The sequence below is a fragment of the Winslowiella arboricola genome, from assembly GCF_025527015.1.
Taxonomy (GTDB): domain Bacteria; phylum Pseudomonadota; class Gammaproteobacteria; order Enterobacterales; family Enterobacteriaceae; genus Erwinia; species Erwinia arboricola.
In genome coordinates this window covers 1,286,091-1,308,170 of record NZ_JAODIM010000043.1, presented here as the reverse complement: position 1 = coordinate 1,308,170, position 22,080 = coordinate 1,286,091, and the positions used below count along the sequence as shown (strand labels likewise).

Sequence of the window (22,080 nt, the reverse complement as noted above, 5' to 3'; positions counted from 1 at the left end):
ACCAGGTTCATTACGGAGGAACCATGGATCATCGTTTACTCGAAATAGTGGCTTGCCCGGTTTGTAACGGCAAACTTTACTACAACAAAGAGCAGCAAGAGCTAATCTGCAAGCCAGATGGCCTGGCCTTCCCGGTGCGCGATGGTATTCCGGTGCTGCTGGAGACCGAAGCCCGCACTATGACGCTGGAAGAGACTAATCCATGAGTTTTGTTGCCATTATTCCGGCGCGTTTTGCGTCGACGCGTTTGCCTGGTAAGCCGCTGGTGGATATCCACGGCAAACCGATGGTCGTGCATGTGATGGAGCGGGCACTGGAGTCGGGCGCCGACCGGGTGATTGTCGCTACCGATCATCCTGATGTCGCGGCAGCGGTTAAAGCAGCGGGTGGGGAAGTCTGCATGACCCGCGCCGATCATCAGTCGGGCACCGAGCGCCTGGCAGAAGTGATCGATCACTACCAGTTTTCTGATGAGACGATTATCGTCAATGTGCAGGGCGATGAGCCGCTGATCCCGCCGGTGATTATTCGTCAGGTGGCGGAAAACCTGACGCGTTCAGTTGCCGGTATGTCCACGCTGGCGGTACCGATCGAGAGTGCGGAAGAGGCGTTTAATCCCAATGCGGTGAAAGTGGTGATGGATGCGCAGGGCTATGCGCTCTACTTCTCGCGTGCCGCTATTCCGTGGGATCGGGAACGTTTTGCCCGCTCACGCGAAGTCATTGGCGACACTTTCCTGCGCCATATTGGTCTCTATGCTTATCGCGCCGGTTTTATCCGTCGCTATGTGCGTTGGGAGCCGAGTCAGCTGGAGCAAATCGAACTGTTAGAGCAGTTGCGGGTGCTGTGGTACGGCGAAAAGATCCATGTCGATGTGGCGAAAGCGATTCCCAGCGTCGGTGTGGACACCCCGGAAGATTTGCAGCGCGTACGTGCTGCCATGCAGTAAAATCTGCGGGGCTGTTCTGGCCCCGCCATTGTTTTGCTCGCCTCCGTTATTTTCCTGCCAGCGATTTTTTTGCCCCATATTTGATCTGTAACGGTGAAACCTGGCGCGACGACGCCCATGATAGTCACCGTGCTAACGAAAACAGGAGATACCATGGAACTGTTGCGCGCTGAGCTGGCGCTGGTTCTGGGTGAAAAAATCAGCCGACTGGTGCCGGTTTCCGAACAACCGAATGCCACGCTGTTTGCGCTGTATGACAAATCCGGCCATGCCATGTCGCTGGTGGCGAAGTGCTATCGCAATAGCGGGATGGCGGCACAGGAAGCGTATAAGCTGTCGATGCTGGCGCGCGAAGGCACCGTCAGGCTGCCGACGGTGTATGGTGTGGTGCTCAGCCAGCAGAAACCGCAGCATGAGGTATTACTGATTGAACGCATGGGCGGTGTCTCCGCTGAAGCCCCAACGCGCACGGCGCAGCGCTGGGCTGAACTGCAACAGCAGATTGTGGAAAGCATGCTGGCCTGGCATCGTATCGACAGTCACGGGCTGGTGGGTAGCGTCGACAGTACGCAGGAAAATCACTGGTCAGCCTGGTATAAACAGCGGGTGGAAGTGCTGTGGGCGACGTTAAGCAATCTGACGCCGCCGCAGCTGACGCCCGACGATCGGCGTATTCTTTATCGCAGCCGCGAACAGCTACCGCAGCTGTTCCACGGCTTCGATGATAATTGCGTGCTGGTGCATGGCAATCTGACGCTGCGCAACATGCTGAAAGATGCGCGCAGCGACCAGCTGCTGGCGATGATCAATCCCGGTCCTGTGCTCTGGGCGCCACGCGAATATGAGCTGTTCCGTCTGATGGATGGCGGCGCTGCTGAGTCACTGCTGTACCGTTATCTGGAGCATGCGCCGGTGGCGGAAGCCTTTATCGGCCGGCGCTGGCTCTATCAGCTCTGGGAAGCGGTCGCCACCATGGTCGACAGCGGCAAGTTCGACCGCGTCCAGTTCAGCACGGCCTCTGCGGCATTACTGCCCTGGCTCTACTGAAGGCTGGTCACCCTTCAGCCACTGCCACGCCAGCCCTAAAGACTCATACCAGACGCGTTCACTGTGGCCCAGATACAGCGCGGCAGGAATCGCTTTTTCCCACCAGTTTAACGGTGAGTCAATCGCCATCTGATTGGCGGGAGCAGCAATCGGCGTCAGGCCCTGCGCATGGAAAAAGTTCATTGCCCGCTGCATATGGCTGGCGGAAGTGACCAGCAGCAGGGGCTGACTGCCTGTCACCTGTTTCACTTCAAACGCTTCTTCTTCCGTATCGCGCGGTTTGCTCAGGGTGATAATCGCTTCCGGCGGCACGCCCAGGGTTTGCGCCACGCGCGCGCCCGCTTCGGCAGTACTGACCGGATTGCCATTGGCGGCATAGCCGGTAAAGATCATTTTTGAACCCGGATTGTCGCGCCACTGGCGTACGCCTTCAACCAGCCGCGGCAGACTGTTATTGATCAGATTAGATCCCGGCGCCCATTCAGGATTCCAGGTATAGCCACCACCCAGTACCACGATATAATCCACCTTCTTGCCGCCGTTCCAGGTCGGATAGTGCTGTTCAATTGGTTTTAACAATCTGTCGGCGACCGGCTGCAGGCTGATTAACAGCAGGATTAACCAGGCGGAAGAGAGTATAATTTTGCCGGTTTTCTGCCAGCGGCTAAACCACAGCAGTAAAATGCCGATTGCCATCACAATAAGCAGGAAAGGCAAGGGCAGCAGCAGACCGCCAGTGACTTTTTTAAGGGTGAAAAGTAGCAAAAAGCTCTCCTTTTGTCTGAAAAAACATCACCTAAAAGCGAAGCGATGAGTGAAAGGTTCATTCTCCGCCAGTGTATGCCAAAATAGCCGCATTATTAACGGCATTAACTCCGGAGCCGAGGTTATGCAGGATCGCAACTTTGATGATATCGCCGAGAAATTCTCGCAAAACATTTACGGTACCACCAAAGGGCGTATCCGTCAGGCTATCCTGTGGCAGGAGCTGGATGCACTGTTAACCACCTTGCCTGCGCGTCCGCTTGCAGTGCTTGACGCCGGTGGCGGCGAAGGACAAACCGGTTGTGGCCTGGCGGCACGCGGTCATCAGGTGCTGTTATGCGATCTGTCCGGCGAGATGTTACAGCGCGCACGCGCTCATGCTGAAGAAAAAGGTGTGAGCGATAACATGCAATTCAAACAAATTAGCGCCCAGCAGGTCGGTCAACATTTGGATAAGCCGGTTGATCTGGTATTGTTTCACGCTGTGCTGGAGTGGGTGGCGCACCCGCAAGAGGTACTGGCGGCGCTCTGGGATACGCTGGCGCCGGGTGGCGTGCTGTCGCTGATGTTTTACAACCTGCATGGTTTAACCATGCGCACGCTGACCCTTGGCAATTTTGGCTATCTGCAGGCTGATTTACGTAAGCGCAAGCGTAAGACTTTATCACCCGACTACCCGCGCGATCCGCAGCAGGTCTATGGCTGGTTAAGCGAGCTTGGCTTTATTATTGAGCAGCGTGCCGGGATCCGCGTATTCCATGACTATATGCGCGACAAAGAGAAGCAGATCGAAAGATTCGAGGAAGTGCTGGCAATGGAGCAGCGTTATTGCCGGCAGGAACCATTTTTAAGTTTAGGGCGTTACATCCACGTCACAGCGCGGAAACCCATTCAGAAGGACGAGCTATGAGTGAATTTTCCCAGACGGTACCGGAACTGGTTGCCTGGGCGCGGAAGAACGATTTCTCCGTCTCTTTACCGACCGAACGTCTGGCATTTTTGCTGGCCATCGCCACCCTTAACGGCGAGCGAATGGACGGTGAAATGAGTGAAGGCGAGCTGATTGATGCTTTTCGTCATGTCAGTAAGGCTTTCGATCAAACCAATGAAACCGTGCTGGTTCGTGCCAATAACGCCATCAATGATATGGTGCGTCAGCGCCTGCTTAACCGTTTTACCAGTGAAATTACCGAAGGCAATTCAATCTATCGCCTGACGCCGCTGGCGATCGGCATTACCGATTACTATATTCGCCAGCGCGAGTTCTCTACCTTGCGTCTGTCGATGCAGCTGTCGATTGTGGCGGGTGAGCTGAAACGCGCGGCGGATGCCGCGGATGAAGATGGCGACGAGTTCCACTGGCACCGCAATGTGTTTGCGCCGCTGAAGTACTCGGTGGCGGAGATTTTCGACAGTATCGATATGACCCAGCGCATTATGGACGAGCAGCAGCAGGCGGTAAAAGATGATATCGCCCAGCTGCTGAACCAGGACTGGCGTGCGGCGATCTCCAGCTGTGAGCTGTTGCTGTCGGAAACATCCGGCACGCTGCGCGAGTTGCAGGATACGCTGGAGGCAGCGGGCGACAAGCTGCAGGCGAATCTGCTGCGCATTCAGGATGCGACCATGAACAGCCCGGATCTCGGCTTTGTCGACAAGCTGGTATTCGACCTGCAAAACAAACTCGACCGTATTATCAGCTGGGGCCAGCAGGCGATTGACCTGTGGATCGGTTACGACCGTCACGTGCATAAATTTATTCGTACCGCGATCGATATGGATAAAAACCGTGTGTTTGCCCAGCGTTTACGTCAGTCAGTGCAGAACTATTTCGACAATCCATGGGCGTTAACCCATGCCAATGCCGAACGTCTCTACGATATGCGCGATGAAGAGCTGACGCTGCGCAGCGAAGAGGTGACCGGCGAGCTGCCTTCTGAGCTGGAATACGAAGAATTTAATGAAATTCGTGAACAGCTTGCAGCAATGATTGAAGAAGCTTTACAGATTTACAAAGCGCAGCAAAAACCGCTCAACTTAGGGACGGTAATGCGCGATTATCTGGCGCAGTATCCGCGCGCGCGTCATTTTGACGTGGCGCGTATTGTCGTCGATCAGGCTGTGCGTTTAGGTGTGGCCGAAGCAGATTTCTCCGGCCTGTCAGCAGAATGGCAGGTCATTAATGATTACGGAGCCAAGGTGCAGGCACATGTCATCGACAAATATTGAGCAAGTGATGCCAGTTAAAATGGCCCAGGCGTTGGCCAATTCGCTGTTTCCGGCGCTGGATAGTCAGTTACGTGCAGGACGCCATATTGGCATCGAAGAGTTAGATAATCATGCTTTCCTGATGGATTATCAGGAATTTCTGGAAGAGTTCTATGCGCGCTATAACGTCGAGTTGATCCGTGCGCCGGAAGGCTTCTTCTATCTGCGTCCGCGCTCGACCACGCTGATCCCGCGTTCGGTGCTCTCTGAGCTGGATATGATGGTAGGAAAAATCCTCTGTTATCTCTATCTCAGCCCGGAACGTCTGGCTAACGAAGGTATTTTTACCCAGCAGGAATTATATGACGAGCTGCTGAGCCTTGCCGATGAAAGCAAGCTGCTGAAGCTGGTAAACCAGCGCTCCACCGGTTCTGACCTGGATCGGCAGAAGCTGCAGGAGAAGATGCGTGCCTCGTTAAACCGCCTGCGTCGTTTAGGCATGTTGTGGTTTATGGGCAACGACAGCAGCAAGTTTCGCATCAACGGATCGGTGTTCCGTTTCGGCGCTGATGTGCGCAGTGGTGACGATCCGCGCGAAGCTCAGCTGCGTATGATCCGTGATGGCGAAGCGATGGCGATTGAAACCGGTCTGGCGCTCAATGATGAAGCTGATGATAACGAGAACGACAGTGACGGCATAACGTCAGATAATGCGGAGGATGAACAGGCATGATTGAACGCGGAAAATTTCGCTCGCTGACGCTGATTAACTGGAACGGTTTTTTTGCGCGCACCTTTGATCTCGATGAGCTGGTCACTACGCTGTCGGGTGGTAACGGCGCCGGTAAATCCACCACCATGGCGGCATTTATTACTGCGCTGATCCCCGATCTGACGCTGCTGCACTTCCGTAACACCACCGAAGCTGGCGCGACATCAGGCTCGCGCGATAAAGGCCTGCACGGTAAGTTACGCGCCGGGGTCTGTTACTCGACGCTGGATGTGGTGAACTCGCGCCATCAGCGTGTGATTGTCGGTGTGCGCCTGCAACAGGTGGCCGGACGCGACAAAAAAGTCGATATCAAGCCGTTCAGTATTCATGGGCTGCCGTCGGCGATGAACCCGACGGAAATTCTGACCGAGACGCTGAACGATCGTCAGGCACGTGTATTGCCGCTGAGCGAATTAAAAGATCGCCTTGAAGCGATTGAAGGCGTGCAGTTCAAGCAGTTTAACTCGATTACCGATTATCACTCGCTGATGTTCGATCTGGGCATTGTGGCGCGTCGTCTGCGCTCCGCGGGCGATCGCAGTAAATATTATCGCCTGATTGAAGCCTCGCTGTATGGCGGTATCTCCAGCGCGATTACCCGCTCGCTGCGTGACTATCTGTTACCGGAAAACAGCGGCGTGCGTAAAGCTTTCCAGGATATGGAAGCGGCGCTGCGTGAAAACCGCATGACGCTGGAAGCGATTCGCGTTACCCAGTCGGATCGCGATCTGTTTAAGCATCTGATCTCCGAAGCCACCAGTTACGTCGCCGCCGACTATATGCGTCACGCCAACGAGCGTCGCATTCATCTCGATGGTGCGCTGGTGCTGCGCAACGATCTGTTTAGCAGCCGCAAACAGCTGGCGGCCGAGCAGTTCCGTCATATCGAAATGGCGCGTGAACTGGCTGAACACAATGGCGCAGAAAACGATCTGGAAACCGATTACCAGGGCGCCAGCGATCACCTGAATCTGGTGCAAACCGCGATGCGTCAGCAGGAGAAAATCGAGCGCTACGAAGGCGATCTTGATGAGCTGACCTACCGTCTGGAAGAGCAGAATGAGGTGGTGGCCGAAGCGCGCGAGGTGCAGGAAGAGAATGAAGCCCGCGCCGAAGCCGCCGAACTGGAAGTGGATGAGTTAAAAAGCCAGCTGGCCGATTACCAGCAGGCGCTCGACGTGCAGCAAACCCGCGCCATTCAGTATCAGCAGGCGTTGCAGGCGCTGCAACGTGCACAGGAGATCTGTCGCTTACCTGAGCTTTCCGTGGACAATGCCGAAGAGTGGCTGGAAACCTTCCAGGCGAAAGAGCAGGAAGCCACCAGCCGTTTATTAATGCTGGAACAGAAAATGAGTGTGGCGGACGCCGCGCACAGTCAGTTCGAACAGGCATTTGATCTGGTCAACAAAATTGCCGGTCCGGTTACCCGTAGCGAAGCCTGGCAAACCGGCCGTGATTTGCTGCGCGAAGCCGCTAATCAGCGCCATCACGCAGAACAACTGCCGTCGCTGCGCCTGCGCCTGAGCGAGATGGAACAGCGTTTGCGCGAACAGCAGGAAGCAGAACGTCTGCTGAATGAGTTCTGCAAACGTCAGGGCCAGCAGTACGATCCGCAGGAGCTGGAATCGCTACAGCGTGAACTGGAAGCGCAGATTGAACAGCTGTCGCAGAGCGTTGCTGACGCAGGCGAACGCCGCATGATGATGCGCCAGGAGCTGGATCAGCTGCGTGAGCGAATTTCTACGCTGACCGCCCGTGCCCCGCACTGGCTGGCGGCGCAGGAGATCCTGACGCAGTTAAGCGAACAGACCGGACAGCCGCTGGAGAACAGCCAGCAGGTTACGGAGTTTATGCAGCAGCTGCTGGAGCGTGAGCGCGAAACCACCGTTGAGCGTGATGAAGTCGCCGGGCGTAAGCGTGATATTGAAAAGCAGATCGAAAGACTTAGCCAGCCGGGCGGTGCCGAAGATGCACGCCTGAACAATCTCGCCGAACGTTTTGGCGGTGTGCTGCTCTCTGAAATCTATGATGACGTCACCATTGATGATGCGCCTTACTTCTCGGCGCTGTATGGTCCGTCGCGCCATGCCATCGTGGTGCCGGATCTGTCGCTGGTGCGCGAGCAGCTCGACGGCCTCGAAGATTGCCCGGAAGATCTCTATCTGATCGAAGGGGACCCGCAATCCTTCGATGACAGTGTGTTTGGCGTCGAAGAACTGGAAAAAGCGGTAGTGGTGAAAGTCGCCGATCGTCAGTGGCGCTATTCCCGCTTCCCGAAAATCCCGTTGTTTGGCCGTGCTGCGCGTGAAAACCAGCTGGAACTGCTGCATAACGAACGCGAGCAACTGGCGGAAACTTACGCCACGCTGTCGTTTGATGTACAGAAAACCCAGCGTCTGCATCAGTCGTTCAGCCGCTTTATCGGCAGCCATCTGGCGGTGGCGTTTGAAGACGATCCTGAAGCGCAGATCCGTCAGCTTAATGCCCGACGTACCGAGATTGAGCGTGGGCAAAGCAGTCATGAAAATGACAATCTGCAGCAGCGTCAGCAATACGATCTGGCGAAAGAGGGCGTAGCGCAGCTTAACCGCCTGCTGCCGCGTGTCACCTTGCTGACTGACGAAACCTTGCAGGACCGTTGTGAAGAGATTCGTGAACGTCTGGACGAGGCGCACGAAGCGTCGCGCTTTATCCAGCAGCATGGCAACAGCCTGACGCGGCTTGAACCGATTGTCTCGGTATTGCAGAGCGACCCCGAGCAGCATGAACAGCTGAAGACCGATTATCAGCAGGCGCAACAAACGCAGCGCGATGCCCGTCAGCAGGCATTTGCCTTAACCGAAGTGACGCAGCGTCGTGCCCACTTTGGTTATACCGATTCTGCTGGCATGCTAAACGGCAACAGTGATCTTAATGAGAAGCTGCGCCGTCGTCTGGAACAGGCGGAGTCGGAGCGCGCCCGTGCGCGTGATCAGTTGCGTCAGCATCAGGCGCAGCTGACCCAGTATTCACAGGTGCTGGCTTCGCTGAAAAGCTCGTTTGACGCCAAGCGCGACATGCTAAAAGAGCTGAACCAGGAGATGCAGGATATCGGTGTGCAAGCCGATGCCAGCGCTGAGGAGCGCGCCCGTATTCGTCGTGACGAGCTTTACAGCGCTCTGAGCAACAACCGCGCACGTCGTAATCAGCTGGAGAAACAGCTGACCTTCTGCGAAGCGGAAATGGATGCCCTGCAGAAGAAATTGCGTCGACTGGAGCGTGATTACCACCAGAATCGTGAGCAGGTAGTGTCGGCGAAAGCGGGCTGGTGTGCGGTGATGCGGATGGTGAAAGACAATGGCGTCGAACGCCGTCTGCACCGCCGTGAACTGGCTTATCTTGGCGGCGATGAATTGCGTTCGATGTCGGATAAGGCGCTGGGTGCGCTGCGTCTGGCAGTGGCCGATAACGAACATCTGCGCGACGTGCTGCGCCTGTCGGAAGATCCGAAACGGCCGGAACGTAAGATCCAGTTCTTTATCGCGGTTTACCAGCATCTTCGTGAACGTATTCGTCAGGATATTATTCGTACTGACGATCCGGTTGAAGCCATCGAACAGATGGAGATTGAGCTGAACCGTCTGACGGAAGAGCTGACGGCGCGCGAACAGATGCTGGCCATCAGTTCACGCAGTGTGTCGAACATTATTCGTAAGACCATTCAGCGTGAGCAGAACCGTATTCGCCAGCTGAACCAGGGTCTGAACAGTGTCAGCTTTGGTCAGGTGCGCAGCGTTCGTCTTAACGTCAACGTGCGTGAAGCGCATTCCACTCTGCTGGATGTGTTGTCGGAGCAGCATGAGCAACATCAGGACCTGTTTAACAGCAATCGCCTGACCTTCTCTGAAGCGCTGGCTAAACTCTATCAGCGCCTGAACCCGCAAATCGATATGGGCCAGCGTACGCCGCAAACCATCGGCGAAGAGCTGCTGGATTATCGCAACTATCTTGAGATGGAAGTGGAAGTGAACCGTGGTTCCGATGGCTGGTTGCGTGCGGAAAGTGGCGCGCTCTCGACCGGTGAGGCGATCGGTACCGGGATGTCGATTCTGGTTATGGTGGTACAGAGCTGGGAAGAAGAGTCACGTCGACTGCGCGGTAAAGATATTTCACCTTGCCGCTTACTGTTCCTTGATGAAGCCGCTCGTCTTGATGCGAAATCGATCGCTACTTTGTTCGAACTGTGCGACCGTCTGGAGATGCAGCTGATTATTGCGGCACCAGAAAATATCAGTCCGGAAAAAGGCACCACGTATAAACTGGTGCGTAAAGTCTTCCAGAATACCGAGCATGTGCATGTTGTTGGTCTGCGTGGCTTCTCGGCTGAACCTTCTCCGGCGAGTAATGCAGACTCTTCGGATGGTGAAACAGAAAAATCACAAGCACAAATGTAGTAAATTTTCTGCTCACGCATTAATCTGGTCACGGCATTTGCTTCAGTTCAGGCAAATGCCGTTTTTAGTTTCTATACTTAGAACAAAGAGTAATAGCCCAGCGGGTGAAAGTTTCTTTGTCTGTTACGGCTAATTGAATACACAGGGGGCAAGGGATGTTGCTGGCAAATTTTGTTACGTTGAAGAAAACGACGTTAGGGTGTTGTATCGTACTTCTCTTCGCCCAGGTGTATAGCGCTACCGCCGCCATAAATTCACCGTTGCCAGCCACGGCGCCGGCAGGTGTGATGAGTGTCACAGAGAGTCAGTCGCAAATCCTTGCGGCGCTTCCTCATACGGCAAAACCTTTTTATCTGGCTTCGCTGGCGTCGATTTATGCTGCGCGCGATATGCGTCCGCTGTGGCAGGATCGTGATGCGGTACAACAATTTCAGCAGCAGCTGGCTGAAGTGGCGATCTCAGGCGTACAGCCGCAGTTCACCCAGTGGGTGCAGCAATTAACCGATCCGGAAATAACCGGACTGGCGCGCGATATTGTGTTGTCAGATGCGATGCTGGGTTACTTACAGTTTGTCTCCAGCGTACCGGCGCAGGGTGAAACCTGGCTGTACAGTACTGTGCCGTATAAAATGGCCCTGCCGCCAATCTCAGTGATTAATCAGTGGCAGACGGCAGCCGATGCGGGCGGCTTAAATGCCTTTGTTGTTTCGCTGACGCCACAGCATCCGCAATATGTGCGTATGCATCAGGCGCTGAAAGCCATGCTGGCAGATAATCGTCCATGGCCGCAGCTGACGGACAAACAGACGCTACGCCCGGGTCAGGTCAGTCAGGATGTTCCGGCGCTGCGTGAAATCCTGCAGCGTACCGGCATGCTTAATGATCTCTCCCTGACGCCGCAGCCGCATCAGGATGCAGTACCAACAGCACCGGTGCCGGTTACTGAAAGCGATACATCGGTGGCGGTTAGTCCGTCGGCGACGAGTGTTGCTGATCTGCCGGTGCAGACGCCGGAAAATGCCGGCAATGTGCAACCTGCCGCCGCTGCCAGCAGCGATAACGTCTATACCCCGGAGCTGGTGGAAGGCCTGAAACGTTTCCAGCAATGGCAGGGGCTGGCATCAGACGGCGCGATTGGTGCACGAACCCGCCAGTGGCTGAATGTCTCTCCACAGTTGCGTGCTTCACTGCTGGCGCTCAATATTCAGCGCCTGCGGCTGCTGCCGGATGATATGCATAATGGCATTATGGTGAATATCCCCAATTATTCGCTGATCTACTATGTCGGCGGCAATGAAATCCTCTCTTCACGAGTGATCGTCGGCCGACCTGATCGCAAAACGCCATTAATGCGTAGCGCATTAAATAACGTGGTGTTAAATCCGCCATGGAACGTGCCGACCACGCTGGTGCGTCAGGATATTATTCCAAAGGTGAAGCAGGATCCGACGTATCTTTATAAGCATAATTACACCTTGTTGTCCGGCTGGAGTGATGACGCCTCGGTGATCGACCCGACGATGATTGACTGGAGTATGGTCTCAGCTGCCTCATTCCCGTATCGCATACGTCAGGCGCCAGGCAGCGCCAACTCGTTGGGACGTTATAAATTTAATATGCCGAGTTCTGATGCGATCTATTTGCACGATACGCCGAACCATAACTTGTTCCAGAAGGATATTCGCGCGCTAAGTTCCGGTTGCGTGCGGGTGAATAAAGCATCGGATTTAGCCAACCTGATGCTGCAGGATGCGGGCTGGAACGATACGCGTATTTCCAGCACTCTTAAAGAGGGCAACACCCGCTATGTGCCGATTCGTCAGCGTATCCCGGTAAACCTCTATTATCTGACCGCCTGGGTGTCTGACGACGGTAAACCGCAATTTCGCACAGATATTTACAATTATGATGCTACCGCGCGTTCCGGCTCTCAGGTGCTAACCCAGGCTGGACAGTTGCTTCTCTAATTATTGAAAATTAAGTAAGAAACAGTGCCGGGTAATGTCCCGGCATTTTTTTGCCTGCCAGCGACTGCTGCGCGTGCGCTTCCAGTTTTTTCTTTAATGGGTTGACGGATAACAATACGGCAGTTATGGTTCGACCTTGTGCACTTTTTGCTCATTCAGACATTTTTTTGCAGGTAACAGTATTTGATGGATAAATTCGACTCTCATCGCCGTAAGCTACTGGCATTTGGTGGAGCAGCTCTTGGCTTATCGCTTCTGCCGGGCCAGGCTTTCGCCACACTTTCTACCCCCCGTCCTCGCGTTCTGACCCTAAATAATCTGCATACCGGTGAAACTCTGAAAACCGAGTTTTTTAACGGTACCAGCTATGACAAGGATGAGTTATCGCGTCTGAATCACTTTTTCCGTGATTATCGGGCAAACAAAGTGAAGAGTATCGATCCCAAACTTTTCGATCAGCTTTATCGTTTGCAGGCGATGCTGGAGACCCGTAAACCGGTACAGCTTATTTCCGGCTACCGTTCACGTGCCACCAACAACGAACTGCGCGCGCACAGCAGAGGGGTGGCGAAACATAGCTACCATACTCTCGGACAGGCAATGGATTTCCATATTGAAGGCATTTCTCTGAGCAATGTACGCAAAGCGGCATTAAAAATGCGCGCAGGTGGTGTAGGATATTACCCCAGCAGTGACTTTGTACATATTGATACCGGTCCGCTAAGAAACTGGTAACGAAGAGAAATTCCGGCAGCCCTGTGTTAGCCGGTAACGGAGTGTTATGGACTATCACATTATTCCGGTGACGGCATTCGCGCAGAATTGTTCGTTGATTTGGTGTGCGGAAACGCAACAAGCTGCCATTGTTGATCCGGGTGGCGATGCCGAAAAGATTATCCGCGCGGTGACAGAGCAGGGCGTTAATGTCACGCAAATTCTGCTGACTCATGGTCACCTCGATCATGTCGGTGCTGCCGCAGAGCTGGCGGCGCATTATGCGGTGCAGATTATTGGTCCGCAAAAGCTGGATGCCTTCTGGCTGGAAGGATTACCCGCGCAAAGCCGGATGTTTGGTTTAGCGGAGTGCCCACCGGTAAACCCGGATCGCTGGCTGGAAGAGGGTGAAAGCGTGCAGCTTGGCAATATCACGCTCGAGGTGCTGCACTGTCCGGGACATACGCCGGGACACATTGTGTTTTTCGACCGTGCTGGCCGCCTGCTGGTTTCTGGCGATGTGATTTTTAACGGTGGTGTAGGCCGCAGTGATTTCCCGCAGGGTGATCATCAGGCGCTGATTGACTCGATTATCACTAAATTGCTGCCGCTGGGCGATGATGTGACCTTTATTCCCGGACACGGACCGATGTCGACACTCGGTTATGAACGGGTGAGTAATCCTTTCCTGCAATAATCCTGTCTTTACGGGTGGCGATAACGCCACCCCTACGATTATGCTGGCCCAGGGGCGGCGTAATCGCCGCCCGTTTAAACATTACAGTACCGCGACAATCGCTTCGCACAGTGGCGCCATATTATCCGGCGTCATCCCCGCGACGTTAACACGTCCCGAATTCACCGCATAAACGCCAAACTCCTCGCGCAGACGGACAACCTGATCTTTAGTCAGACCGCTGAATGAGAACATGCCGTTCTGGTTAATAATAAAGCTGAAATCACCTTTGGCGCCTTTCTCCTGCAGGGTGTTCACAAACAACTGACGCATACGATGAATACGCTGGCGCATATCGGTCAGTTCCTGCTCCCAGATAGCACGCAGCGCGTCATTACCCAGAATAGTGGCAACCACTGCCGCACCATGTGCCGGTGGGTTAGAGTAGTTGGCGCGAATGGTGGCTTTAACCTGGCTAAAGGAGACATCTGCAACAGCAGCTTCAGTGGCGACCAGCGTAAAGGCGCCTACGCGCTCGTTATAGAGGCCAAAGTTTTTTGAGTAGGAACTCGCCACCAGCAGCTCTTTATGGCTGTCAGCGAAGATACGCAGGCCTTCCGCGTCCTCTTCCAGCCCACGGGCAAAGCCCTGATAGGCGAAATCAAACAGGGGCAGCCAGCCGCTTTTCAGCGATAGCTCAGCCAGCTGCGCCCACTGTTCGGCGGTCGGATCGATACCGGTTGGGTTATGACAGCAGCCATGGAACAGCACGACATCACCAGCTTGCGCTTTCGCCAGGCTGGCGATCATGCCGTCGAAATTCAGCTGATGATTCGCAGCGTCGTAATAATCGTATTCACATACTTCCAGACCGGCAGATTCGAATACATTTTTATGGTTTGGCCAGCTTGGGTTGCTGACCCAGATACGTTTTACTGGCGTCTGGTTAGCCAGAAAATCGGCAGCAACACGCAACGCACCGGTACCACCAGGGGTCTGCGCCGTGCGGGCGCGTTTGCTGGCAATAATCGCGTTACCTTTACCAAACAGCAGTTCCTGCGTGCAGTGCGCGAAATCGGCGAGGCCGTCGATGCTCAGGTAGTTTTTGGTGGTTTCGTTTTCCAGCAGAAATTGTTCCGCTTTTTTCACGCTGGTCAGCACCGGCGTTTTGCCGGTTTCATCTTTATACACACCAATCCCGAGATTGATTTTGTTTGGGCGGTCATCGGCGCGGAAAAGATCGGCTAAACCAAGAATAGGGTCGGCGGGTGCAGCTGCAATGTTTTCAAACATAGAAGAGGGTCCGTAAGCTTAAACTAAAGCGAATTGAGACCTCAGGTTAACGCCAGAATGGATAAATGCCAACCGTTTGCGACAAAAAGAAAAGCCCATATCGCATAAATAAAAACGGAGCCTTGCGGCTCCGTTTTTATGCGGCTGTGAGGGGCGATAACTCGCGCATCACGCCAGGCAATTAGAACTGGTAAACCAGACCAACTGCTACAGTATCATCAGAGGCAACACCCAGGGCGTTGTCGCTGTCGATCTGGTTGATGATGTAATCAACATAGGTAGACATGTTTTTGTTGAAGTAGTAAGTCGCGCCCACTTCGAAGTATTTAACCAGGTCAACATCGCCGATACCTTCGATATCTTTGCCTTTGTTCTGCACATAGGCGATAGATGGACGCAGGCCGAAGTCGAACTGGTACTGAGCCACTAACTCAGTGTGTTAGCAAAACCTCTGTTGTCACCGATACGGGTTGCGTTACGGCCTTCAGCATAGGTTGCTGCCAGGTAGATGTTGTTCGCGTCATATTTCAGACCCGCACCCCAGAACTCAGCGCGGTCGCCTTCGCCGAACTCAGCACCGTTCTGTGAATTAGTACGATCCTGCGAGCTGTAGGTACCCACAACGCCAAGGCCGATTGGTGAAACGTAAGAAGTGGAGAAGCCGTAGCCGTCACCATTAGCGCGTTCCAGTTCGTCACGATCGTTTTTGCCCTGGTACTGAGCTGCGAAGTCCCAGCCATCTACCAGACCAAAGAAGTTGCTATTACGGTAAGTCGCCACGCCGCCGCTACGGCCGGTCAGGGTATCAGTCTGTGCTGAGTCGCCACCGAACTCTGGCAGCATATCAGTCCAGCCCAGTACGTCATAGGCAATGGCGTAGTTGCGACCGTAGTCGAATGAACCCGCATCGCCGAATTTCAGACCAGCAAAGCCCAGACGGGTTTTGTTGCCAGACTGCGCATCAGCATCACTTTCAGCGTTGTTAGCGTTGAACTGGTATTCCCACTGGCCGAAACCGGTCAGCTGGTCGTTAATCTGGGTTTCGCCTTTAAAGCCTAAACGCGCATAAGACTGATCGCCGTCACCAGCATAACCATCTTCATCAGAGAAGTAGTGCAGACCAACAGCTTTACCGTACAGATCCAGCTTGTTGCCATCTTTGTTATAAACTTCTGCAGCGTTGGCCGCACCAGCAGCTAACAGAGCTGGGATAACTACTGCAAGAATGTTGCGCTTCATCATTTATTTATTACCCTCATTGGAGTTTATTCGGACACCTGCCACTGCCGTCAATAATTCTTTACAGAACTCTGAAGATAGTTTGGTGTCTTCCTGTGTCTGAACGCATCTTTCCATTCCGGGCTCGCTTAATCTACCTCGAAAATGATACAAATCTCGCAATCTTGTTTCAGCAGGAAAATATGTATTACAAAATGTAAAAAATACGGAACTTTGTGAGACATCTCTAAATTTACAAAAATAAAAAAAAGGCCAGCGAGGCTGACCTTAATATATATATGAATTTCTTATGTTTAATGCAGAAAATCAGAAACTCGCATTGCGTGGCGTACGAGGGAAGGGGATAACGTCTCTTACATTTTGTACGCCGGTGACATAGGCGATTAATCGTTCGAAACCTAATCCAAAGCCTGAGTGTGGCACTGTGCCGTAGCGACGCAGATCACGATACCACCAGTAATCTTCTTTATTCAGACCCATCTCAGCAAGGCGTGCATCCAGTACATCAAGACGCTCTTCACGCTGTGAACCACCAATAATTTCACCAATACCTGGTGCTAAGACATCCATTGCGGCGACCGTTTTGCCATCGTCATTCATACGCATATAGAAAGCTTTAATGTCTTTCGGATAGTTTTTTACCACCACCGGCGCTTTAAAGTGTTTCTCCGCCAGATAGCGTTCGTGCTCAGAAGAGAGATCGATACCCCAGGAGACATCGTTTTCAAATTTCTGGCCCGAGGCAATCAGGATATTCACCGCATCGGTGTAATCGACCTGGGCAAAATCAGCCGTTACAAAACGTTCCAGGCGAGAAATCGCATCTTTGTCTACGCGTTCGGCAAAGAACGCCATATCATCGGCGCGCTCGTCCAGCACCGCTTTAAACACATATTTCAGCATCGCTTCCGCCAGCGCCGCCGCATCATCAAGTGAAGCGAAAGCGATTTCCGGTTCCAGCATCCAGAATTCCGCCAGATGGCGGCTGGTGTTGGAGTTTTCCGCACGGAAAGTCGGGCCGAAAGTGTAGATTTTTGACAGGGCGCTGGCGTAGGTTTCGCCATTCAGCTGGCCGGAAACCGTCAGGAAAGCCTCTCTGCCGAAAAAGTCTTCACTGAAGTCCACTTTACCCTGCGGGTCACGCGGCAGGTTTTCCAGATCCAGCGTCGACACGCGGAACATTTCACCGGCGCCTTCAGTATCGGAAGCAGTGATCAGCGGCGTCGACACCCAGAAGTAACCATTTTCATGGAAGAAGCGGTGCAGCGCCTGCGCCAGAGTATGACGTACGCGGGTGACCGCGCCGATAAGGTTAGTGCGCGGACGCAGGTGCGCCACTTCACGCAAATATTCGATGCTGTGACGTTTCGCCGCCATCGGATAGGTATCAGGATCGTCCACCCAGCCAATCACTTCTACTGCGGTGGCCTGGATTTCAAACTGCTGGCCTTCACCCGGCGACGCCACTACTTTACCGGTGATAATCACCGAGCAACCGGTGGTCAGACGTAAAACTTCATCCTGATAATTATTCAGAGAATTATTTATAACAGCCTGAACGGGATTAAAGCAGGAGCCGTCATATACGGCGACAAATGAAATACCGGCTTTTGAATCTCTTCGGGTACGTACCCAGCCGCGTACGGTGACTTCGCTGTCAACCGCGACCCGGCCATGCAGTACATCCGCTACAGGCGCTACGCTCATAAATTTCTCTCTTTAATTGATCTGATTTGAAAATTAATCGTCCCGGATTTGGGACTATTGCTATGTTACTTGCCGTCAGACAGGACACAAGCAGAATTAGTGGCAGAAGATAAGATTTCTTAAGGGGATAGGTGGTGCAGGGGCAATCGTGGTTGCCCCCGACGGGCTTAACTGGCTTTTTTCACCAGTGGCAGATCAAAGGCTTTGCGCAGGGCGCGGACAAAAGCCTGATCCTGGCAGATAGTTTTCCCCGGGCTGTCGGAGAGTTTTGCCACCGGCTTGCCGTTGCATTCCACCAGCTTGATTACGATATTCAGCGGTTTTACCTGCGGAATATCACAAGTCAGGCGCGTGCCAATGCCGAAGATCACATTCACGCGCTGGCCAAAGTGGCGATACAGACTGACTGCCTTATCGAGGTCCAGATTATCGGAGAACACCAGCGTTTTGCTGAGCGGGTCGATATCCAGCCGTTGATAATGGGCAATCGCTTTCTCCCCCCACTCCAGCGGATCGCCGGAGTCATGGCGCAAACCCTGGTAACGGCCGGCAAAACCCGCACCGAAATCACGCAAGAAAGCATCCATGGTAATGCAGTCAGTTAACGCAATACTGAGCTGATCGTCATACTCATCCAGCCAGGCCTGCAATGCCGCACGCTGACTGTTGGCCAGCACCGGACTGATCTGCTGATGCGCCTGGAACCACTCATGCGCCTGGGTACCCACCGGCGCGATACCAAGTTTACGGGCGATATCGTAGTTACTGGAGCCCACCAGCCACGGGAACTGCTGTTGCAGCGTACTGACAATCGCCAGCTGCACGTCACCAGAGAAGCGGCGGCGGGTGCCGAAATCCATCAGTTTAAAGCGTGACATATCGAGATCGCCGGTCAGCGTGTTAAACGCTGTCAGCTTACTCTGCAGATGTTCGACCGCCATTTCCGTGGTCACCTGCGGCGAGCGGTGACGATGCACCACTTCACTGATCAGCGCCAGCAGCGGAACTTCCCACATAATCACTTCGCGCCACGGGCCGGTGATGCGAATATCAAGTTTGCCCTGATGATTACGTACCCGCACCTGAGCAGGGTCGTAGCGGAAATCACGCAGCCAGTCGAGGTAGTCCTGTTTAAAGAACGGCAGGCCAGCGAGGTAAGCGTACTCCTCGTCGTTCAGCGCCAGTGAAGCCATCAGAGCAATTTGCTGAGAGATCTCATCAGCATAAATGCCCAGCAAATCGTCACCCCGGCAGCGGAACTCAGCGGCAACGGCAACGTTGTGATAGCGATGAAACACGGCTTGCTGCATATGGAGTTTGTAGGCATCCGTATCCAGCAACGTCGTCAAAATCGGGGAAGCGTGTCGTGTCATGGTGCGTTTCAGCATCCTCTCGCGCAGAGCGTTATCCCTGGTAATAAGTAATATGTCTCAATCAAGAGGCGAAGTATAACCGGATATTATATTTAATGAACCTCATCTCAGCACAATTCAGACTGTCGGGTCGAGGTTAAAAAGTGCCATTGTTAATGAAATGTATCAATTATTGCGATTGATACTATTCTGCGTGGCAACATGCGCACAACAGGAATAGACTTGAATGGATTAACTTTTTATGACGTGAGAAGGGTTCTATGACGCAACAGCCTCAAGCTAAACATCGCCATGATTATCGTGCGCCTGATTACACCATTACAGATATCGATCTGACATTTAACCTTGATGCCGCGACCACGCAGGTGACAGCGGTGAGCCGCATCAAGCGTCTGGGTGCCAGTGATGCTGCCTTGCGCCTGGATGGCGAAGACCTGACGCTGATTTCGCTGGAGATTGATGACCAGCCGTGGAGTCACTATCAGCTGGAAGAGGGTGCGCTGGTGATTGAACAGCTGCCTGAAACCTTTACGCTAAAAATTGTTAACGACATTCACCCGGATAAAAACAGCGCGCTGGAAGGACTGTATAAGTCCGGCGAAGCGCTCTGTACCCAGTGTGAAGCGGAAGGATTCCGTCATATCACCTGGTATCTGGATCGCCCGGATGTGCTGGCGCGCTTTACCACCACCATTATTGCTGACCAGGCGCTTTATCCGTTCCTGTTATCCAACGGCAATCGGCTCGACAGCGGTAAGATGGAAGATGGCCGCCACTGGATGAAGTGGGAAGATCCGTTCCCGAAACCTTGCTATCTGTTTGCGCTGGTGGCCGGTGATTTCGATGTGCTGCGTGACAGCTTTACCACCCGTTCTCATCGCGATGTGGCGCTGGAGATCTATGTTGATCGCGGCAATCTCGATCGCGCAGACTGGGCGATGACCTCGCTGAAAAACAGTATGAAATGGGATGAGGAGCGTTTTGGCCTCGAATACGATCTCGATATCTTTATGATCGTCGCCGTAGATTTCTTCAATATGGGGGCGATGGAGAACAAAGGCCTGAACGTCTTTAACTCCAAATATGTGCTGGCGAAAGCGGAAACCGCCACCGACAAAGATTACCTCGGCATTGAAGCGGTGATCGGCCATGAATATTTCCATAACTGGACCGGCAACCGTGTTACCTGCCGCGACTGGTTCCAGCTCAGTCTGAAAGAGGGACTGACCGTATTCCGCGATCAGGAATTCAGTTCCGATCTCGGTTCGCGCGCGGTCAACCGTATCGATAATGTGCGCATTATGCGCGGTTCCCAGTTTGCCGAAGATGCCAGCCCGATGGCGCATCCGATTCGTCCCGAGCAGGTTATCGAGATGAATAACTTCTATACCCTGACAGTGTATGAAAAGGGCTCGGAAGTGATTCGCATGCTGCATACGCTGCTGGGCGAAGCGAACTTCCAGAAAGGCATGCAGCTCTATTTTGAGCGCCACGATGGCAGCGCCGCCACCTGTGATGATTTTGTGCAGGCGATGGAAGATGCTTCCAATATCGATCTGTCGCAGTTCCGTCGCTGGTACAGCCAGTCCGGCACCCCGGTGCTGTCGGTTCGTGACGACTATAATCCGGAGCTGGAACAGTATACGTTGCATGTCACCCAGATGACGCCGCCAACCGCCGATCAGAAAGAGAAGCTGCCGCTGCATATTCCGCTGAATATTGAGCTGTACGACGGCGAAGGCAAAGTGATCCCGCTGCAGCATAATGGGCATGCGGTCAACAACGTGCTGAATATTACCGAAGAGTTCCAGACCTTTGTTTTCGATAATGTCTACTTCCAGCCGGTGCCTTCACTGCTGCGTGAGTTCTCGGCGCCGGTGAAGCTCGACTATAAATGGAGCGATGCGCAGCTGACCTTCCTGATGCGCCATGCCAGCAATGATTTCTCCCGCTGGGATGCCGCACAGAGCCTGCTGGCGACTTATATCAAGCTGAATGTGGCGCGTCAGCAGCAGGGACAACCGCTGTCACTGCCGCTGCATGTCGCGGATGCTTTCCGCGCGGTGCTACTGGATGAGCATAGCGATCCGGCGCTGATGGCGCTGATCCTGACGCTGCCAGGCGAAAACGAAATCGCCGAACTGTTTGAAACTATCGATCCGAATGCCATCGCGGCGGTGCGGAGCGCATTGATGCGCACGCTGGCCACCGAACTGGCTGACGAACTGCTGGCGGTGTATCACGATAATCACAGCGGTGAGTACCGGGTCGAGCATGCGGAGATTGGTAAGCGTGCGCTGAAAAACGTCTGCCTGAGCTATCTGGCGCTGGGCGATGCCGCGCTGGCGGAGAAGCTGGTGACCGCACAATATCAGCAGGCGAACAATATGACCGATGCGCTGGCCGCGATGTCCGCCGCCGTTGCCGCCCAGCTGCCGTGCCGTGAAGCACTGCTGAGCGCCTTTGACGAGCGCTGGCATCAGGATGGTCTGGTGATGGATAAGTGGTTTATTCTGCAGGCCACCAGCCCGGCGGCAGATGTGCTGTCACGGGTACGTGAACTGCTGCATCACCGTTCATTTAGCCTGAGCAATCCAAACCGCATTCGTTCACTGATTGGCACCTTTGCCTCGGCGAATCCTTCAGCGTTCCATGCCATCGATGGCAGCGGCTATCAGTTCCTGGTGGAGATCCTCAGCGATCTTAACACCCGTAACCCACAGGTTGCGGCGCGGATGATTGAGCCATTGATTCGCCTTAAACGCTACGATGCGACCCGTCAGGGCTTAATGCGTCAGGCGCTGGAACAGCTGAAAGGGCTGGATAATTTATCCGGGGATCTTTATGAGAAGATTAGTAAGGCGTTAGCGTAAAAGGAAGCAGGGCGGTTTTAACTCCGCCCATTTTTTACTTCAGCTTCTGGCAACGATAAAACCT

The 22,080-nt window shown here is 53.8% G+C and carries 15 protein-coding genes and 1 pseudogene; 11 read left to right on the top strand and 5 right to left on the bottom strand.

Going from position 1 to position 22,080, the window contains the following annotated elements; all coding sequences use genetic code 11:
- The first annotated feature begins 23 nt into the window (after positions 1-23).
- The 3 genes from N5923_RS23755 (at position 24) to N5923_RS23745 (ending at position 1,996) form a co-directional block, all read left to right on the top strand.
- Complete coding sequence (locus tag N5923_RS23755; protein ID WP_017802467.1) at positions 24-206, top strand: Trm112 family protein; 183 nt, start codon at positions 24-26, stop codon at positions 204-206.
- Complete coding sequence (gene kdsB, locus N5923_RS23750) at positions 203-949, top strand: 3-deoxy-manno-octulosonate cytidylyltransferase (RefSeq protein WP_267144286.1); 747 nt, start codon at positions 203-205, stop codon at positions 947-949. The genes N5923_RS23755 and kdsB overlap by 4 nt, the downstream gene beginning before the upstream one ends.
- 153 nt (positions 950-1,102) lie before the next feature.
- Positions 1,103-1,996 carry a YcbJ family phosphotransferase gene (locus N5923_RS23745; RefSeq protein ID WP_267144287.1) on the top strand — a complete coding sequence of 298 codons (894 nt, stop codon included), beginning with the start codon at positions 1,103-1,105 and terminating at the stop codon, positions 1,994-1,996.
- Here N5923_RS23745 and elyC read toward each other — a convergent pair.
- Complete coding sequence (elyC, locus tag N5923_RS23740) at positions 1,976-2,761, bottom strand: envelope biogenesis factor ElyC (protein ID WP_267144288.1); 786 nt, start codon at positions 2,759-2,761, stop codon at positions 1,976-1,978. The genes N5923_RS23745 and elyC overlap by 21 nt on opposite strands.
- A gap of 124 nt (positions 2,762-2,885) precedes the next feature.
- On the opposite strand from elyC, the gene cmoM reads away from it, so the two are divergent.
- From cmoM to N5923_RS23705, 7 genes are all read left to right on the top strand, one after another.
- Complete coding sequence (gene cmoM, locus N5923_RS23735; RefSeq protein WP_267144289.1) at positions 2,886-3,671, top strand: tRNA uridine 5-oxyacetic acid(34) methyltransferase CmoM; 786 nt, start codon at positions 2,886-2,888, stop codon at positions 3,669-3,671.
- Complete coding sequence (gene mukF, locus N5923_RS23730) at positions 3,668-4,990, top strand: chromosome partition protein MukF (RefSeq protein WP_267144290.1); 1,323 nt, start codon at positions 3,668-3,670, stop codon at positions 4,988-4,990. Before cmoM ends, mukF begins: the two co-directional genes overlap by 4 nt.
- Positions 4,971-5,702, top strand: a complete 732-nt coding sequence (mukE, locus tag N5923_RS23725) for a chromosome partition protein MukE (RefSeq protein WP_267144291.1) — start codon at positions 4,971-4,973, stop codon at positions 5,700-5,702. Before mukF ends, mukE begins: the two co-directional genes overlap by 20 nt.
- A complete protein-coding gene (gene mukB / locus N5923_RS23720; RefSeq protein ID WP_267144292.1) occupies positions 5,699-10,174 on the top strand; it encodes a chromosome partition protein MukB in 4,476 nt (1,491 codons plus the stop codon). Before mukE ends, mukB begins: the two co-directional genes overlap by 4 nt.
- Before the next feature lie 155 nt (positions 10,175-10,329).
- Positions 10,330-12,141, top strand: coding sequence for a L,D-transpeptidase (ldtD, locus tag N5923_RS23715; protein ID WP_267145275.1), 1,812 nt, complete (start codon positions 10,330-10,332; stop codon positions 12,139-12,141).
- 186 nt (positions 12,142-12,327) lie between these two features.
- The gene (locus N5923_RS23710) at positions 12,328-12,876 is read left to right on the top strand and encodes a YcbK family protein (RefSeq protein WP_267144294.1); all 549 of its coding nucleotides are present in this window, start codon (positions 12,328-12,330) and stop codon (positions 12,874-12,876) included.
- Positions 12,877-12,922: 46 nt separating this feature from the next.
- On the top strand, positions 12,923-13,552 hold the full coding sequence (locus tag N5923_RS23705) for an MBL fold metallo-hydrolase (RefSeq protein ID WP_267144295.1): 630 nt from the start codon (positions 12,923-12,925) through the stop codon (positions 13,550-13,552).
- 81 nt (positions 13,553-13,633) lie between these two features.
- On the opposite strand, the gene N5923_RS23700 is transcribed toward N5923_RS23705, so the two are convergent.
- The 4 genes and pseudogenes from N5923_RS23700 to pncB form a co-directional block, all read right to left on the bottom strand.
- On the bottom strand, positions 13,634-14,824 hold the full coding sequence (locus N5923_RS23700) for an amino acid aminotransferase (protein WP_267144296.1): 1,191 nt from the start codon (positions 14,822-14,824) through the stop codon (positions 13,634-13,636).
- A gap of 181 nt (positions 14,825-15,005) precedes the next feature.
- A pseudogene (gene ompF / locus N5923_RS23695) lies at positions 15,006-16,066 on the bottom strand (porin OmpF).
- Between the two features lie 303 nt (positions 16,067-16,369).
- Complete coding sequence (gene asnS, locus N5923_RS23690) at positions 16,370-17,770, bottom strand: asparagine--tRNA ligase (protein ID WP_267144297.1); 1,401 nt, start codon at positions 17,768-17,770, stop codon at positions 16,370-16,372.
- 167 nt (positions 17,771-17,937) lie between these two features.
- Positions 17,938-19,143: a nicotinate phosphoribosyltransferase gene (gene pncB, locus N5923_RS23685; RefSeq protein ID WP_267144298.1), complete on the bottom strand. Its 1,206-nt coding sequence runs from the start codon at positions 19,141-19,143 to the stop codon at positions 17,938-17,940.
- A gap of 260 nt (positions 19,144-19,403) precedes the next feature.
- On the opposite strand from pncB, the gene pepN reads away from it, so the two are divergent.
- The gene (gene pepN / locus N5923_RS23680) at positions 19,404-22,016 is read left to right on the top strand and encodes an aminopeptidase N (protein WP_267144299.1); all 2,613 of its coding nucleotides are present in this window, start codon (positions 19,404-19,406) and stop codon (positions 22,014-22,016) included.
- Positions 22,017-22,080: the final 64 nt, after the last annotated feature.